The sequence below is a fragment of the Mycobacterium hippophais genome, assembly GCF_027529605.1.
GTDB classification, from domain to species: domain Bacteria; phylum Actinomycetota; class Actinomycetes; order Mycobacteriales; family Mycobacteriaceae; genus Mycobacterium; species Mycobacterium arseniciresistens.
The window spans coordinates 212,355-228,370 of the sequence record NZ_JAPZPY010000006.1 but is presented as its reverse complement, the minus strand read 5'-3'; the positions used below and the strand labels follow the sequence as shown (position 1 = coordinate 228,370).

The 16,016-nt window shown below is 70.6% G+C and carries 14 protein-coding genes; 7 read left to right on the top strand and 7 right to left on the bottom strand.

Features of this window, described 5'->3' with window-relative positions; translation table 11 throughout:
* The first annotated feature begins 31 nt into the window (after positions 1-31).
* The 4 genes from O6P37_RS15490 (at position 32) to O6P37_RS15475 (ending at position 4,685) form a co-directional block, all read left to right on the top strand.
* Positions 32-1,483, top strand: coding sequence for a CCA tRNA nucleotidyltransferase (locus O6P37_RS15490; RefSeq protein WP_269894921.1), 1,452 nt, complete (start codon positions 32-34; stop codon positions 1,481-1,483).
* 34 nt (positions 1,484-1,517) lie between these two features.
* Positions 1,518-2,015 carry a pullulanase gene (locus O6P37_RS15485; RefSeq protein ID WP_269894920.1) on the top strand — a complete coding sequence of 166 codons (498 nt, stop codon included), beginning with the start codon at positions 1,518-1,520 and terminating at the stop codon, positions 2,013-2,015.
* Between the two features lie 78 nt (positions 2,016-2,093).
* Complete coding sequence (locus tag O6P37_RS15480; RefSeq protein ID WP_456299329.1) at positions 2,094-2,702, top strand: TetR/AcrR family transcriptional regulator; 609 nt, start codon at positions 2,094-2,096, stop codon at positions 2,700-2,702.
* A gap of 93 nt (positions 2,703-2,795) precedes the next feature.
* Positions 2,796-4,685 (top strand): S9 family peptidase, encoded by a 1,890-nt coding sequence (locus O6P37_RS15475; RefSeq protein ID WP_269894918.1) that lies wholly within the window; start codon positions 2,796-2,798, stop codon positions 4,683-4,685.
* On the opposite strand, the gene O6P37_RS15470 is transcribed toward O6P37_RS15475, so the two are convergent.
* Entirely contained in the window at positions 4,682-5,458 is a 777-nt protein-coding gene (locus O6P37_RS15470; RefSeq protein WP_269894917.1) for a TIGR03084 family metal-binding protein, read from the bottom strand. The two genes, O6P37_RS15475 and O6P37_RS15470, sit on opposite strands and share 4 nt — an antisense overlap.
* Before the next feature lie 10 nt (positions 5,459-5,468).
* Entirely contained in the window at positions 5,469-6,749 is a 1,281-nt protein-coding gene (locus tag O6P37_RS15465) for an MFS transporter (protein WP_269894916.1), read from the bottom strand.
* 118 nt (positions 6,750-6,867) lie between these two features.
* Between O6P37_RS15465 and O6P37_RS15460 the strand changes: the two genes are divergently transcribed.
* Complete coding sequence (locus O6P37_RS15460; protein WP_264012898.1) at positions 6,868-7,473, top strand: YqgE/AlgH family protein; 606 nt, start codon at positions 6,868-6,870, stop codon at positions 7,471-7,473.
* Between the two features lie 6 nt (positions 7,474-7,479).
* Here the strand turns inward: O6P37_RS15460 and O6P37_RS15455 are convergent, their stop codons facing one another.
* From O6P37_RS15455 to O6P37_RS15445, 3 genes are all read right to left on the bottom strand, one after another.
* The gene (locus O6P37_RS15455; protein WP_269894915.1) at positions 7,480-8,841 is read right to left on the bottom strand and encodes an NAD(P)/FAD-dependent oxidoreductase; all 1,362 of its coding nucleotides are present in this window, start codon (positions 8,839-8,841) and stop codon (positions 7,480-7,482) included.
* A gap of 46 nt (positions 8,842-8,887) precedes the next feature.
* Positions 8,888-9,241 (bottom strand): hypothetical protein, encoded by a 354-nt coding sequence (locus O6P37_RS15450; RefSeq protein ID WP_269894914.1) that lies wholly within the window; start codon positions 9,239-9,241, stop codon positions 8,888-8,890.
* 85 nt (positions 9,242-9,326) lie between these two features.
* Positions 9,327-10,310 (bottom strand): LpqN/LpqT family lipoprotein, encoded by a 984-nt coding sequence (locus tag O6P37_RS15445; RefSeq protein ID WP_269894913.1) that lies wholly within the window; start codon positions 10,308-10,310, stop codon positions 9,327-9,329.
* Positions 10,311-10,506: 196 nt separating this feature from the next.
* Here O6P37_RS15445 and leuS point away from each other — a divergent pair, with 196 nt between their 5' ends.
* Positions 10,507-13,365: a leucine--tRNA ligase gene (gene leuS / locus O6P37_RS15440; RefSeq protein WP_269894992.1), complete on the top strand. Its 2,859-nt coding sequence runs from the start codon at positions 10,507-10,509 to the stop codon at positions 13,363-13,365.
* Positions 13,366-13,419: 54 nt separating this feature from the next.
* On the opposite strand, the gene O6P37_RS15435 is transcribed toward leuS, so the two are convergent.
* Complete coding sequence (locus O6P37_RS15435; RefSeq protein WP_269894912.1) at positions 13,420-14,085, bottom strand: SDR family oxidoreductase; 666 nt, start codon at positions 14,083-14,085, stop codon at positions 13,420-13,422.
* Between the two features lie 54 nt (positions 14,086-14,139).
* On the opposite strand from O6P37_RS15435, the gene ggh reads away from it, so the two are divergent.
* Positions 14,140-15,480 carry a glucosylglycerate hydrolase gene (gene ggh, locus O6P37_RS15430; protein WP_269894911.1) on the top strand — a complete coding sequence of 447 codons (1,341 nt, stop codon included), beginning with the start codon at positions 14,140-14,142 and terminating at the stop codon, positions 15,478-15,480.
* A 9-nt stretch (positions 15,481-15,489) separates the two neighbouring features.
* Here ggh and O6P37_RS15425 read toward each other — a convergent pair whose 3' ends face one another.
* A complete protein-coding gene (locus O6P37_RS15425) occupies positions 15,490-15,957 on the bottom strand; it encodes a MarR family winged helix-turn-helix transcriptional regulator (protein WP_269894910.1) in 468 nt (155 codons plus the stop codon).
* Positions 15,958-16,016 lie beyond the last annotated feature (59 nt).

The window sequence follows — 16,016 nt, the reverse complement described above, 5'->3', positions numbered from 1 at the left end:
GCAGGACCGTTACCGTCTAGGCTCATCGAACGTGTCCGACTCCGCTGCTGACCTCGAACTGCTGGCCGGTGCGGTCGCCGCGCTCCGCCGGCACGATTCGCTGCTGCGCGAGCTCGGCGCGGTGTTCGCCGATGCGGGTCACGATCTGTACCTGGTCGGCGGCAGTGTGCGCGACGCGCTGCTCGGCAGGCTCGGCACCGACCTGGACTTCACCACCGACGCGCGGCCGGCGCAGATGCAGAAGCTGCTGCGCGGGTGGGCGGATGCGTTGTGGGACACCGGCATCGAGTTCGGCACCCTCGGCGTCGGCAAGGACGGTCACCGGCTGGAGATCACCACCTACCGCGCCGATAGCTACGACCAGGTGTCACGCAATCCCGAGGTGCAGTTCGGCGACACGCTCGAGGGCGACCTGGTGCGCCGGGACTTCACGGTCAACGCGATGGCGGTACGCATCACCGCCGACGGCATCGGCGAGCTGCACGACCCGCTGAACGGCCTGGCCGCCCTGCGGTCGCGGGTGCTCGACACGCCGTCGGCGCCGGAGGTGTCGTTCGGCGACGACCCGCTGCGGATGCTGCGGGCCGCGCGGTTCGTGTCGCAGCTGGGGTTCGGGGTCGCGCCGCGGGTGCTCACCGCGCTCACCGAGATGGCCCCGCAGCTGGGCCGGATCACCGCCGAGCGGGTGGCCGCCGAACTGGACAAGCTGCTGCTGGGCGACGACCCGGTGGCGGGCATCGACCTGATGGTGCAGACCGGGCTCGGTGACGTGGTGCTGCCCGAGGTGGGCGCGATGCGGATGGCGATCGACGAGCACCACCAGCACAAGGACGTGTACTGGCATTCGCTGACGGTGCTCAAGCAGGCGATCGACCTGGAGGAGTCCCCGGATCTGGTGCTGCGCTGGGCGGCGCTGCTGCACGACATCGGCAAGCCGTCCACCCGCCGCCACGAACCCGACGGCGGGGTGAGCTTCCACCACCACGAGGTGGTCGGCGCGAAGATGAGCCGCAAGCGGATGCGCGCGCTCAAGTACTCCAAGCAGATGGTCGACGACGTCTCGCAGCTGGTGTACCTGCACTTGCGGTTCCACGGCTACGCCGACGGCAGCGGGACCGGCCGCTGGACCGACTCGGCGGTCCGCCGCTACGTCGCCGACGCCGGACCGCTGCTGTCGCAGCTGCACAAACTGGTGCGGGCCGACTGCACCACCCGCAACAAGCGGCGCGCGGCGCGGCTGCAGGCGAACTACGACGACCTGGAGCGCCGGATCGCCGAGCTGGCCGCCAGGGAGGATCTGCAGCGCGTCCGGCCCGACCTGGACGGCAACGAGATCATGCGGCTGCTGGACATCCCGGCGGGTCCCGAGGTCGGCGAGGCATGGCGGTATCTCAAGGAGCTGCGGCTGGACCGCGGGCCGCTCGACCACGACGAGGCCGTCGACGAACTGCTCGCCTGGTGGAACGCCCGCCAGAACACGTAGGGAACCACCCGCCGCGGCACGGCGTCTGACCCACATGGAGTACTGCCTCGGCGACGGTGACGGGTCGGCCACCATGTGGACCGCGGAGCCCGACGTCGACCTCGACGGTGACGGCCGGCCGGACGCGGTCGGCCTGGACTTCGACGGCGACGGCCGCCTCGACGACGTGATGGCCGACCTCGACGGGAACGGCCTCGCCGAGCAGGCCGCCCTCGACCTCGACGACGACGACCGCGCCGAGGCCCACTTCACCGACGACGGCTCGGGGACCTGGCTGCTCAGCGTCGACCGGGCCGGCCAGGTGCGCTGGTTCGGGCTGGACGGCGCCGAGCAGGTCGGCGGTCCGCTGGTCGACGTCGACGCCGACGGCGAGGCCGACGACCGGCTGGCGGACAGCGACGGGAACGGCCTGGCGGACCGGGCGTTCTCCGAGGGTGTCGCGCTGGTGGACACCGATGCCGACGGCCGCTGGGACGTCAGGCTCACCGACACCGACGGGGACGGGAAGGCCGACGCCGCCACCGAGCTCTGAGCCGCCGCCTTGACGAGCTTGTCACTTAGTGACACAGTCGAGATGTCACTAAGTGACACCGAGACGGGAGGCGACTGCGTGGACACCGACGCCAAGCGGCTGACCGTCTCGCGGCACGCGGCGGCGCTGTTCTGGGAGAAGGGAGTGTCCGCCACCAGCGGAGACGACATCGCCGCGGCCGCAGGGCTGTCCACCCGGACGATCTGGCGCTACTTCCGCACCAAGGAGAGCTGTGTGGAGCCGCTGCTGGCGCGCTCGGCCGACCGGTTCCTCGAGATCCTGCACCGCTGGCCGCTCGAACTGTCCCTCGGCGAGCACCTCGCCCTGGACACCGCCCGACATCCACTCGACGAGCAGGGCATCGAGGACGAGTGGAGCGGTATGCGCATCAGCACCATGACCGAGTCCGAACCGGCACTGCGCACGGCCTACCTGATGGTCCACGACCGGCTCGAACGGGGTCTGATCCCGGTGGCCGCCGAGCGGTTGCGCGTCGCGCCGGACGATCTCACGGTGCGCCTCTGCGCCGCCGCCGTCACCGGCGCGTTCCGCGTCATCGACGAGGACGTCAGCAGGGCGATCATCGTGGACAACCGCAAGGTCACCCAGGCCGAGGCGCTGGCACTGATGGACCGGGCGATCAACGATGCCACCAACGGCAGGCTCGGTGGTCCCGTGACCACCTGAGTCTTCAACCGCTACAACCTAATTCCGCACTCCGCCCGGTCTCACCGCCGGGGCGGTCGATGGCGCGCGCCGCCGTCAACAGAAAGGACCGACATGCCACTGCCACCACCGATCACCGTCGAGGAGCTCTTCAGCCCTCCTGTGCGCGCCCGCGCGACGATCTCCCCGGACGGCACCAGGATCTCCTACCTCGCGCCCTGGCAGAACCGGCTCAACGTGTGGGTGCAGCGCACCGACGCCACCGACAGCGGGCGCTGCGTGACCGCGGACGCGAACCGCAGCGTCATGGGCTCCGACTGGACCGGCGATTCCCGTTGGCTGCTCTACCTGCAGGACACCAACGGCGACGAGAACTGGCACGTCTTCCGGGCCGATCCCGATGAAACCGATTCGCCCGCGGTCGATCTCACGCCCTTCCCGGGGGTGCGGGCGTTCTATCAGCTGCTCCCCGGACGGCCCGGCACCGCGATAGTCCAGATGAACAAGCGCACTGTCGAACTGATCGACGTCTACGAACTCGACATCGCCACCGGCGAGTTGACGATGCTCGCCGAGAACCCCGGCAACGTCGCCGCGTGGGTGGTCGGCGGTGCAGGCACCGTCCTGGCCATGGCGACGCTGCCCAACGGCGACATCGAGATCCAGCAGTGGGAGGGTGCGGCAGCGGGATTGCGTCGGGTCGCGGTGTTCGACGGGGCCGACCACCCGCTCGGGATCTTCCCGTTCGACATCACCCCCGACGGCACCGGCGTCTGGTTCGGGTCCAACCGCGGCACCGACCGCACCCGCCTGGCCCACCTCGACCTCGCCACCGGCGAGGAGACCGAGGTCGACAGCGATCCCGTCCTCGACCTGGACACCACCGGGCTGGTCGTGCCGTTGTTGCCGTCGCCGCTGATCCAGGACCGCCGGACCGGCGAGTTGATCGGGGTGCGCTACCAGGGTGAGCGGCGGGTCGTCCGGGCGCTGAACCCCGGCTTCGCCGCCGTGCTGGAGAACCTGATGAAGCTGTCGAACGGCGACCTGGCCCTGACGTCTTCCGACGACAGCGGCCAGCACTGGGTGGTCACCTACTTCCACGACCGCGAGCCGGGCTTCACCTACTACTACGACCACGGCAGCGGTGAGAGCCGGCTGCTGTTCCGGCCGCTGCCCCACCTCGACGCGGCCACGCTGGCGCCGATGACACCGGTGACCGTCACGGCGCGAGACGGCTTGGCGCTGCCGTCGTACCTGACACTGCCGGTCGGTGTCGAACCGGCCGGGCTGCCCATGGTGTTGGTCGTGCACGGTGGTCCGTGGGCCAGGGACAGCTGGGGCTTCGACCCGACGGTGCAGCTGCTGGCCAACCGCGGATATGCGGTGCTGCAGGTCAACTTCCGCGGCTCGACGGGCTTCGGCAAGGCGCACATGCAGGCCGCGGTCGGCGAGTTCGCCGGCGGCATGCACGACGACCTCGTCGACGCCGTCGAGTGGGCCGTCAAGGAGGGCTACGCCGACCCGGACCGGGTGGCGATCTTCGGCGGCTCGTACGGCGGATACGCCGCGCTGGTCGGCGTCACGTTCACCCCCGACGTGTTCGCCGCCGCGATCGACTACGTCGGAATCTCCAACCTCGCCAACTTCATGCGGACCCTGCCTCCGGGCGCGCGGCCGCACCTGGCCGCGAACTGGCACCGCTATGTCGGCGATCCCGACGATCCCGAGCAGGAGGCCGACATGCTCGCCCGCTCGCCGATCAGCCGGGTGGACCGCATCCGCACCCCGCTGCTCGTGGTGCAGGGCGCCAACGACGTCCGCGTCGTCAAGGCCGAGTCCGACAACATCGTCGAGGCGCTACGGGCGCGCGGCGTCGAGGTCGAGTACATGGTCAAGGACGACGAGGGCCACGGCTTCCTCAACCCGGAGAACCAGATCGACCTGCACCACGCGGTCGAACGCTTCCTCGCCCGGCACCTCGGCGGGAGGACGCCGACGGTCTAGTCGCGACCCGCGCCCGGCGGGCCGGCGAAGGCCTGCGCGATGGTCAGCCACGTCTCGGCGTCGGCGCCGTCGGCCCGCACGTCGAGCTCGGCGCGCGGGCGGCGCTGCGTCACGAGGTAGCAGAAGTCCTCGGCCGAACCGGTGACGCGCTGCTCGGCGTCGGGCGGGCCCCAGGTCCACGACGACCCGTCGGGTGCGCGTAGTTCCACGTGAAACGGTGCCGCAGGAACGGGCAGTCCGTGCACGGCGAACGCGAAGTCCCGGGTCCGCACGCCGATGTGGGCAATCGACCGCAGCCGCGCCGTCGCCGGGCGCGTCACACCGAGCGCGTCGGCGACGTCCAGGCCGTGCGCCCAGGTTTCCATCAGGCGTGCGGTCGCCATCGACGCGGCGCTCATCGGCGGGCCGAACCACGGCAGCTTGCGGCCGTCGGCGACGCCGAGGAGTTCGTCGTGCAGCCGGGCCCGGGTGTGCCGCCAGTCGGCCAGCAGCTCGGCGGGCGCGGTCGTGGCCAGCTCGGCGGCGCCCTCGTCGACGAAGCCGGTCGGATTGGTCGCGGCGGCGCCCAGCACCTCGGTGAAGGCGGCCTCGTCGGTGACCGAGAGCAGCGCGACCCGGTCGGTCCACAGCAGGTGGGCGATCTGATGGGCGATGGTCCAGCCCGGTGCGGGCGTCATCCGGGTCCACTGCTCGCCAGGCAGGCCGGCGATCAGCGCGTCGAGGTCGTCGCTCTCGGCGCGGAGATCGGCCACCACCGCCGCTGCTGCCGCCATGCCGGTCAGGTTAACCAGCCGGCGTGCGGCGCCCGACGGCGGCGTGCGCGGCCAGGCCGAGCAGGTAGACCACCGACCCCGCCACGGCAAGCGCCGGCGCGTGCCCGCCGGGCGGGATGAAGAAGGCCGCCACCGTGATCGCCCCGATGAACGCCACCCAGAACAGCGAGTCCTGCACGGTGAACACGTGGCCGCGCAGCGCGTCGTCGACGTCGATCTGCATGGCGCTGTCGGCACACAGCTTGACGACCTGACCGGCGATGCCGAGCAGGAACCCGCACGCCACCATCATCGGCAGCTGCAGACCGGCGCCGGCGAGCTGGACCACCACCGCGAACGCGAGCGCGCCGTTGGCGGTGGCGTAGCGGCCCCACCGGCCGACGGCGGGTGGGGTGAGGAAGTTGGCCAGGAACTGCCCGACGGCGCCGGCGGAGAGGAAGCCGACCGCCGAGCCGAGCCCGGCGACGGCCTGGGTGTCGCTGTGCCGCACGATCACCAGCACCAGCAGAGTGTTGATGCCGATCGCCATCCGGTGCGCGGCGAGCCCGGCGAGCGTCGCGGCCACCGTACGGACGCCGACCACCGTACGGATGCCGTGCACCCAGCCGGTCGCGACGGCGTAGAGCGCCGACCCGTGGATCGACCGCACGCTCTCGTGGGGGCCGAGCACGTTGGGCGAAAAGCGCACCGAGAGCAGCAGTGCGAATGCCACGGGCGCGGCGACCAAAAAGATGATCGTCGATGCGCCGGTGTCGTCGTCTCCGAACAGCCAGCGCAGCAGCAGCATGAAGACGGCGCCGGCGAAGGCGGCGATCCCGCCGACGGCCGTCGCCACCGAGTTCATCCCCACCACCCGATCGCGCGGCACCACGTCGGGCAGCGCCGCCGACATGCCCGATGAGACGAACCGGGTGAACCCGTTTGCGATCAGCGCGCCGAACAGGATCGGCAGGTCACCGACTCCCGCGGCGAGCATTGCGCCGACGCCGAGTACCAGCAGCAGTCTGCCGACGTTGGCGCCGATGAGGACGACGCGCCGGTCCCAGCGGTCGAGCAGCGCGCCGGCGAACGGACCCAGCAGCGAGTACGGCAGGTACAGCACGGCGAACGCGCCCGCGATCTCCCACGGAGTGGCGGCTCGCTCGGGGTTGAACAACAGGGCGCCGGCGAGCCCTGCGGCGAACAGCCCGTCGCCGAACTGGCTGACGGCGCGGAGCTCCAGCAACCGCCGGAACTCCGGCAGTGCCCGCACCGACCGCCACACCATCCGGGCCGGACGCGAGTCGACCACGGCGAGATCACGTCCTCTACAAACAATGGGGGAGCGGCAACCCGGTCCAGCGTACAAATCTTCGCCCGCGAGGCGGTTGTTGGCCACGTCGGCCAGCGGCTGATGCCATGATGGAGTGGTGGCGCAGTCAGAGGATCCGGAGGATTTCATCGCCCCCGCTGCCCACCGGGTGCGCGCGGGAACGCTGCTGCTGGCGAACACCGATCTGCTCGAACCGACGTTCCGCCGCAGTGTCATCTACGTCGTCGAGCACAACGACGGCGGCACCCTCGGTGTCGTGCTGAACCGGCCGAGTGAGACCGCCGTCTACAACATCCTGCCGCAGTGGGCGAAGCTCGCGACCAAGCCGAAGACGATGTTCATCGGCGGCCCGGTGAAGCGGGACGCCGCGCTGTGCCTGGCGACGCTGCGGGTGGGGGTCGAGGCCAACGGCACGCCTGGGCTGCGGCACGTGCAGGGCCGGATGGCGATGGTGGACCTCGACGCCGACCCGGATTCGGTGGCGCCGCTGATCGAGGGGGTGCGGATCTTCGCCGGGTACAGCGGCTGGACCATCGGCCAGCTCGAGGGCGAGATCGAGCGGGACGACTGGATCGTGTTGTCGGCGTTGCCGACCGACGTCCTGGTCGAGCCGCGGGTGGACCTGTGGTCCCGCGTGCTGCGGCGTCAACCGCTGCCGTTGTCGCTGCTGGCGACCCACCCGATCGACATCAGCCGCAACTGACGCCGGTCAGGAGGCGACGCCGTCGGCCTTGGGCACGGCATGCCGTGGCGCAGAGGCTTCCGTCGGCCAGGTGTAGGGATCTTCCGGCGGTATCGGGCTGCCCAGCAGGAAGGTGCGGTCCGTGCGGCTGGCCCTGGCGATGGTCATCAGCCACGTCGCCAGCGTGCTGACACGGTTCTGCACGCCGGTGAGGAACGCGATGTGGATCACGCCCCAGCCCACCCAGCCCAGGAAACCCGCGAGCTGGATCGGTCCCGCCTCGAGCAGTGCGTGCCCGCGGCTGATGTAGGCGGCCGAACCGAGATCGCGGTAGCGGTAGGGCTTGCGCTTCTTGCCCTGGAGGTCGCGCCGCACGCACGCCGCGGCGTGCATCCCGCCCTGCATGGCGTTCTCGGCGACGCCCGGCAGCTTGTCACGGCCGACGAGGTCGCCGATGACGAAGATCTCCGGATGGCCGGGCACGGAGAGGTCGGGCTCCACCGCCATGCGTCCGGCACGGTCGGTGTCGACGTCCAGCACCTCGGCGAAGCGTCGGGCGAACGGCACCGCCTCGACGCCCGCCGTCCACAGCACGGTCCGCGCGGCGTAGTCCTCGTCGGGGCCGCCGTCCTTGGGCGAGACGGTGACCTTGTCGCTGAGCACATCGGTGACGTGCACCCCCATGTGCAGCTCGACACCGAGGTCCTCGAGCGTCCTGGTCGCCTTGACGGCCAGCCCCTCCGAGAAGCTCGCGAGCACGCGCTCACCGCCGTCGAAGAGCAGGACGCGGGCCTCGGTCGGTTCGATGCTGTGGAACTGGTTGGCCAGGGCCCGGGTGGTGATCTCGCGGATCTGACCGGCCAGCTCGACGCCGGTGGGTCCGCCGCCGGCGACCACGAAGGTGAGCCAGCTGTCACGCTCGGGTCCCGGCGGAAGCGTCTCGGCGATCTCGAAGGCGCAGAACAGCCGCCTGCGGATGCTCAGCGCGTCGTCGAGGGTCTTCATCCCGGGCGCGAACTGGGCGAACTCCGGCTTGCCGAAATAGGACTGCTGCATCCCGGCGGCGAGGATCAGCACGTCGTAGTCGACGGTGAACATCGATTCGTCGGGGCGCCGGGCCGTCACCCGCCGCTCGTCCGGGTCGAGGTCGACGGCCTCGCCGAGCAGGGCCCGCACGTTGCGGTACTCCTCCAGTTCCTCCCGCAGGGAGCGACTGATCTGCCCGATGCTCAGCGTGCCGGTCGCGCACTGGTAGAGCAGGGGCTGGAAGACGTGGCAGGCCGCACGGTCGAGCAGGGTGACGTCGACGTCCAGGCGGCCGAGCCGGCGCGCGCAGAACAGGCCGCCGAAACCACCACCGATGACGAGTACTTTTGTGCGTTCGCTCACAGCAGGAGGCGTACCCAGCGGCCTCGCGCCTTACGCGCGGGCCTGGTCAGTGGCAGGAAAGCGTGCACGCCGCGCACGAGCCGGCGCAGCCTGACCCGCCTTGGGCCGTCGCGGCGTTGCGTGCGGCGGCGAGTTTGGCGCTCTGCCAGCAGCCTGCCGCGACGGTGCCGACGGCGCCGACCACGCAGACGATCACGACCAGCAGTGCGGTCTGCGGTTGGGCCGCCAGGGCGACCGTCCCGCCGGCGGCCAGCATGACCGCGGCGGCGAGTTGGGTGGGCGCGACGGTCCGCAGCACCTGCCGCACGGGGTCGGCGGGCCGGGGATGGGTGAGCAGCCAGAGGCCGACGCCCGCGATCGCGACGGCGGCGCACAGACACAGCACCGCGGTGATCAGCATGGGTCACACGATACGAAACGCGGGTAACGCCCGCTCAGATGGGGCGCCCCCCGGGCGCCAGGCTTCGCCCGGGGGACGTCGTCTTTTAGCCCGCCAGTGCGGACACTGCCGGGGTCCTGGGCGGCGCGGGTAAAACCGCCGGGGCCGCCGGGGCCGCCGGTGCGGCGGGTGACGCGGCTGCTGCGGCGGCCGGGGACGCGGCGGTGCCCGGCGCGGCGACCCTGAAGCCGGTCACGATGGCGTCGGTGGCGTCGGCCGCCGTCGGGGCGCCCTGGTTGCCTGCGCCGGCGGTCACCGTCAGCGACACCAGGTAACGGTCCTGCCCCGACGCCGCGAGCACGTGCCGCCGGGAGGTGTTGAGCATTTGTTCGGTCGAGCGGTAGCTGCCCTCGATGAGGGCCGACGGGAACCCGTTGAACTCGGCCAGCGAGGCGTTGATGGACCGCCAGCCCGGCAGCTGCTGGCTGTCGACGAGGCCGTGGCTGATGGCCTCTTTGGGATCGAAGTCCCCGATGAGCTTGTAGACCACGACCTGTGCGTTCGGTGTGTAGAGGTCGCCGCTGTTGCGGTCGGCGATGACGGCGAAGGCATCGGGCACGTTGGGGTCGGGCACCTGCGACCAGCCTGCGGGCATCGGCAGCACAATGTTGAGCGCGGTGAACCCGTTGGCCACCTGCGGCTCGAGCTTGACGTTCTTGGCGGTGAAGAACTCGCGCAGTGTGCCGGACGTGGCGGGCGTGATGGCGGGCACCGCGGGGGCGACGGCCTGGGCGATCGGCGCGACCGGTGCGGCGCCGGGCAGCGCCGCGGTTCCCGGCAGTGCCACGGTGCCGGGCACGGCCGCCGAGCCGGGGAGCAGCCCCGCCTGTCCGACGGTGGGCGAGCTCGCCACCGGAGCGGCGGCAGGCGCGACGGTGACCGTCTGCGTGACCGTCGGGGGGATCGGCACCGACGGTTGCGGATAGGTGGGCTGTGCCGACGCGGTCGCGCCCGCGATGCCGACGACGCCGGCCACACCGGCGGCGATGCCTCCTGCCAGAACCCGCCAGCGGCGGGCGTTTCCGATCATCGACGCCTACCTTTCGAAAGCAGTCGGGCACGTCATGCCCTCGGTCAGGCGCCGACTGTATCCACGGCGCGGGCTGCGCCGGTAGGCCTGGAACCAAGCCGGGATCAAACACGGACAAGTCCGCAACGCAACCGATACCAACCCGTGCCCCCGCGGGTGGCGCAGATCACCTCCGACATGCGCGTTGAGGTGCGCGATCGGGGCTTTATACCCTGGTGAGGTGACCGACTCGCCTGACACCGCCGACACCCCGCAGCACCGCTACACCGCGGAGCTCGCCGGGGACATCGAGCGCACGTGGCAGCAGACCTGGGCGGAGCTCGGCACCTTCAACGTGGCCAACCCCGTCGGGGAGCTGGCGCCGGCCGACGGCACGCCCGTACCCGCCGACAAGATGTTCGTGCAGGACATGTTCCCGTACCCGTCGGGTGAGGGCCTGCACGTCGGACACCCGCTGGGCTACATCGCCACCGACGTCTACGCCAGGTACTACCGGATGACCGGGCGAAATGTGTTGCACGCACTGGGCTTCGACGCGTTCGGGCTGCCCGCCGAGCAGTACGCCGTGCAGACCGGGACGCACCCGCGCACCCGCACCGAGGCCAACATCGTCAACTTCCGACGCCAGCTCGGCCGGCTGGGCCTCGGGCACGACTCGCGGCGCAGCTTCTCCACCACCGATGTGGACTTCTACCGGTGGACGCAGTGGATCTTCCTGCAGATCTACAACGCCTGGTTCGATCCGGCGGTCGCCAAGGCCCGGCCGATCGACGAATTGGTGGCCGAGTTCGACTCCGGCGCACGTCGACTCGACGACGGCCGAGAGTGGGCGGAGCTGGACGCCGGCCAACGCGCCGATGTCATCGACTCCCACCGGCTGGTGTACCGCGCCGACTCGATGGTCAACTGGTGCCCGGGCCTGGGCACGGTGCTGGCCAACGAGGAGGTCACCGCCGACGGCCGCAGCGACCGCGGCAACTTCCCGGTGTTCCGGAAGCGGCTGCGGCAGTGGATGATGCGGATCACCGCCTACTCCGACCGGCTGCTCGACGACCTGGACGCGCTGGACTGGCCGGACAAGGTCAAGACGATGCAGCGCAACTGGATCGGGCGCTCGACGGGCGCACAGGTCCGGTTCTCCACCGACGCGGGCGACGTCGAGGTGTTCACCACCCGCCCCGACACACTGTTCGGCGCGACGTACCTGGTGCTCGCGCCCGAGCATCCACTGGTCGAGCAGTTGACCGCGGCGCAGTGGCCAGACGCCGTCGATCCCCGCTGGACCTACGGCGGGGCGACGCCCGCCGATGCGGTCGCGGCCTACCGCGCGAGCATCGCGGCGAAGTCCGACCTGGAGCGGCAGGAGAACAAGGCCAAGACCGGCGTGTTCCTGGGCAGCCATGCGGTCAATCCCGCCAACGGGCAATGGGTTCCGATCTTCATCGCCGACTACGTGCTGGTCGGCTACGGCACAGGGGCGATCATGGCCGTGCCTGGCGGCGATCAGCGGGACTGGGACTTCGCCACGGAGTTCGGCCTGCCGATCGTGGAAGTGGTCGCGGGGGGCGACATCTCGGAGGGTGCCTACAACGGCGACGGCATCCTGGTCAACTCCGACTATCTGGACGGCCTCGGCGTCTCGGAGGCCAAGCACGCGATCACGCAGCGCCTGGAGGCCGACGGCCGCGGCCGGGCCCGGGTGGAGTACAAGCTGCGCGACTGGCTGTTCGCCCGGCAGCGCTACTGGGGTGAACCGTTCCCGATCGTCTACGACGAGAACGGGCGGGCGCACCCGTTGCCCGAATCAGCGCTGCCGGTGGAACTCCCGGACATCCCGGACTACGCACCGGTGCAGTTCGATCCGGACGACGCCGACAGCGAGCCGAACCCGCCGCTGAACAAGGCCGCCGACTGGGTGCACGTCGAACTCGATCTCGGTGACGGTCCGAAGTCCTACACCCGCGACACCAACGTGATGCCGCAGTGGGCGGGCAGTTCCTGGTACGAGCTGCGCTACACCGATCCGTACAACAAGGAAGCGTTGGCGGACAAGGAGAACGAGGCCTACTGGATGGGTCCGCGGCCGGCCGAGCATGGTCCGGACGATCCCGGCGGCGTCGACCTCTACGTCGGCGGCGTCGAGCACGCGGTGCTGCATCTGCTGTACGCCCGGTTCTGGCACAAGGTGCTCCACGACCTCGGCCACGTCAGTTCGCGGGAGCCGTACCGCCGGTTGATCAATCAGGGCTACATCCAGGCGTTCGCCTACACCGACTCCCGCGGCTCCTACGTGCCCGCAGCGGACGTCGTCGAACGGGACGGAAAGTTCTGGTACGAAGGCGCGGAGGTCCTCCAGGAGTTCGGCAAGATCGGCAAGAGCCTGAAGAACTCGGTGTCACCGGACGAGATCTGCGACAACTACGGCGCCGACACGCTCCGGGTCTACGAGATGTCGATGGGCCCGCTGGAGGCGTCGCGGCCATGGGCGACCAAGGACGTCGTCGGCGCGCACCGCTTCCTGCAGCGGGTGTGGCGGCTGGTGATCGACGAGCAGACCGGCCAAGACCGTGTCGCCGGGCACGAGGCGCTCGACACCGACACGCTGCGGGTACTGCACCGCACCATCGCCGGTGTGTCGGAAGACTATGCGGCGCTTCGGAACAACACCGCGGCGGCGAAGCTGATCGAGTACACCAACCACCTCACCAAGGAGGGCGTCACCGCGCGTGCGGCGATCGAGCCGCTGGTGCTGATGGTCGCCCCGCTGGCGCCGCACATGGCCGAGGAGTTGTGGCGCCGCCTCGGCCACGACACCCCGCTGGCGCACGGGCCGTTCCCGGTGGCCGACCCGCAGTACCTGGTGACCGACACCGTCGAGTACCCGGTGCAGGTCAACGGCAAGGTGCGCAGCCGGATCACCGTCGCGGCCGACGCCGCCAAGGACGCGTTGGAGACGGCGGCGCTGGCCGACGAGAAGGTGCAGACGTTCCTGGACGGCGCGACGCCGAAGAAGGTGATCGTCGTCCCCGGCCGCCTGGTCAACCTCGTCGTTTAGGGATTTCGGCGCGGAAACGTTCGCTCACCGAACGTGAGCACGCCGAAATCACTACTAGCGGGGGCGGACGATCACCTGATGCACGTGAGCGTCGGGCGGGGTGTGCACCGCGTCGGCCACCACCTTGGCGACGGTGTCGGCCTGCAGGAAATCCTCCGGCCGGTACTCGCGGCCCTCGTAGGCGACGAGGTCCTCCTGCATGGCGGTGGCGATCCGGCCGGGATGCACAGACGTCACGCGAAGCGAGGGTTCGTCGGCGCGCAGCGAGTCGGCGAACGACCGCAGCGCGAACTTGCTCGCCGAGTACGACGCCAGCCCCGGTGAGGCGTTGATCCCCGACCCGGAGTTGATGAACACCACCTGACCGCCGGCGGTCCGCAACGCGGGCAGCAGCGCAAGGGTCAGGGCGACCGCGCCGACGACGTTGACCTCCATCGTGTCACGCCACTCCTCGACGCTGGACTCGGCGACCCGGCCCGGATAGGCGACCCCGGCGTTGTGCACCAGCACGTCGAGCTCGACGATCGGCTCGGTGAGCGCCTCGAGCCCGTCGAGATCGCGCAGGTCAAGCGGCCAGGTGGTAGCGCCGAGACGCTCGGCCACGTCGTCGAGCCGGTCCGACGGCCGGCCGGCCAAGAACAGGGTGTGGGTGGGCGCCAGGGCGGCGGCGATGGCCGAGCCGAGCCCGCCTCCTGCGCCGGTGATCATTGCGGTCGGCACAGGTGCGACCCTACCGACCTGCGGACTCGCCCTCGGAGACGCATCATTGAACCGATGCCCCACGATCCCAGCTTCGCGCCCACCCAGCTCGCGGCCCGCGCCGCATACCTGCTGCGCGGTAACGACCTGGGCTCCATGACGACCGCCGCGCCGCTGCTGTACCCCCACATGTGGAGCTGGGATGCGGCGTTCGTGGCGATCGGACTGGCGCCGCTGAGCGTCGAGCGGGCGGTGGTGGAACTCGACACGCTGCTGTCGGCGCAGTGGCGCAACGGCATGATCCCGCACATCGTGTTCGCCAACGGCGTCGACGGGTACTTCCCGGGCCCGGCCCGGTGGGCGTGTTCGGCGCTGGCCCCCGACGCGCCGCGCAACCGGCACACCTCGGGCATCACCCAGCCACCCGTGCATGCGATCGCGGTGCAGCGCATCCTCGACCACGCCCGCACCAGGGGCCGTTCGACCCGTGCGGTCGCCGAGGCGTTCCTGGACCGCCGGTGGCCGGACCTGGTGCGCTGGCACCGCTGGCTGGCCGAGTCCCGCGACCAGAACGAGCACGGCCGGATCACCCTGTACCACGGGTGGGAGTCCGGCATGGACAACTCGCCGCGCTGGGACAGCGCCTACGCCAACGTGATTCCCGGTGCGGTGCCCGAATACCAGCGCGCTGACAACACCATCGTCACCGACGCCAGCCAGCGGCCGACCGACCACGAGTACGACCGCTACCTGTGGCTGCTCGAGGAGATGAAGTCCGTCCGCTACGACGACGGCCTGCTGCCCAAGGTGATGAGCTTCGCCGTCGAGGACGTGTTCGTCTCGGCCATCTTCTCGGTGGCCTGCCAGGTGCTCGCCGAGATCGGCGAGGACTACAAGCGCCCGCACGCCGACGTCCGCGAACTCTACGGCTGGGCGGAGCGGTTCCGCGCAGGCGTCGTCGAAACCACCGACGAACGAACCGGCGCGGCAAGGGATTACGACGTCCGCGCGGAGCGCCTGCTCGCCACCGAGACCGTCGTGCAGTTCGCGCCGCTGCTGTGCGGCGGGCTTCCGCACGACAAGGAGCGTGCGCTGCTTCGCCTGCTCGAGGGGCCGCGGTTCTGCGGTCACCCGGACCTGAAGTACGCGTGCATCCCGTCGACGTCTCCGGTGTCGCGGGACTTCCGGCCGCGCGAGTACTGGCGCGGCCCGGTGTGGCCGGTGCTGACGTGGCTGTTCTCGTGGTGCTTCGCCCGCCGCGGCTGGTCCGAACGGGCGCGGGTGCTGCGCCACGAGGGATTGCGCCAAGCCAGCGACGGAACCTTCGCCGAGTACTACGAGCCGTTCACCGGTGAGCCGCTGGGCAGCATGCAGCAGTCGTGGACGGCGGCGGCGGTGCTGGACTGGCTGGGCTGACCGAACCGGTCAGGTCCGGTCGGTCCCGTCCTCTGGGTCGGCGAGGTGTTCCAGCGGACGTAACGCCTTGGTGAGTGTCTCGAGTTCGTCGGCGCTGAGCTTGGCCAGCCGCTCGGCCAGCGCGGCCCGGCGGGCGGCGAGCGCCTCACGGTGCTGGGCCAGCCCTTCGGGCGTGATGTCGACGAGCACGGCACGCAGGTCGGAGGGGTCGCGGGAGCGCTTGACCAGGCCGATCTTCTCCAGCCGGCGGATCGCGACGGTGGTGGTCGGGGTGCGGACCCGCTCGAGCGCGGCCAGCTCGGTCATCCGGATGGGCCCCTGGTCGAGCAGCGTCAGCAGGATCGAGAGTTGGGCCAGTGTGAGGTCGCCGGCGGTGCCGCGGTTGGCGTCGCCGCGGCGCAGGATCGAGAACACCCGGGACAGCACCCGCTGCAGCTCGCCCGCGAGTTCGGTGACCTGCGGATCGGTCTCGACCATAGTTCGACAGTCTAACGTGTCGGTCCCTGCCAATATGGGAAGGAACGTAAATTTTCGCG

What these genes read in the sequence shown, in the direction of transcription:
- ggh (WP_269894911.1), top strand. Translation starts at nt 14,140, where the DNA reads ATGCCCCACGATCCCAGCTTCGCGCCCACCCAGCTCGCGGCCCGCGCC.
- O6P37_RS15475 (WP_269894918.1), top strand. Translation starts at nt 2,796, where the DNA reads ATGCCACTGCCACCACCGATCACCGTCGAGGAGCTCTTCAGCCCTCCT.
- O6P37_RS15450 (WP_269894914.1), bottom strand. Translation starts at nt 9,241, where the DNA reads ATGCTGATCACCGCGGTGCTGTGTCTGTGCGCCGCCGTCGCGATCGCG.
- O6P37_RS15485 (WP_269894920.1), top strand. Translation starts at nt 1,518, where the DNA reads ATGGAGTACTGCCTCGGCGACGGTGACGGGTCGGCCACCATGTGGACC.
- O6P37_RS15425 (WP_269894910.1), bottom strand. Translation starts at nt 15,957, where the DNA reads ATGGTCGAGACCGATCCGCAGGTCACCGAACTCGCGGGCGAGCTGCAG.
- O6P37_RS15470 (WP_269894917.1), bottom strand. Translation starts at nt 5,458, where the DNA reads ATGGCGGCAGCAGCGGCGGTGGTGGCCGATCTCCGCGCCGAGAGCGAC.
- O6P37_RS15445 (WP_269894913.1), bottom strand. Translation starts at nt 10,310, where the DNA reads ATGATCGGAAACGCCCGCCGCTGGCGGGTTCTGGCAGGAGGCATCGCC.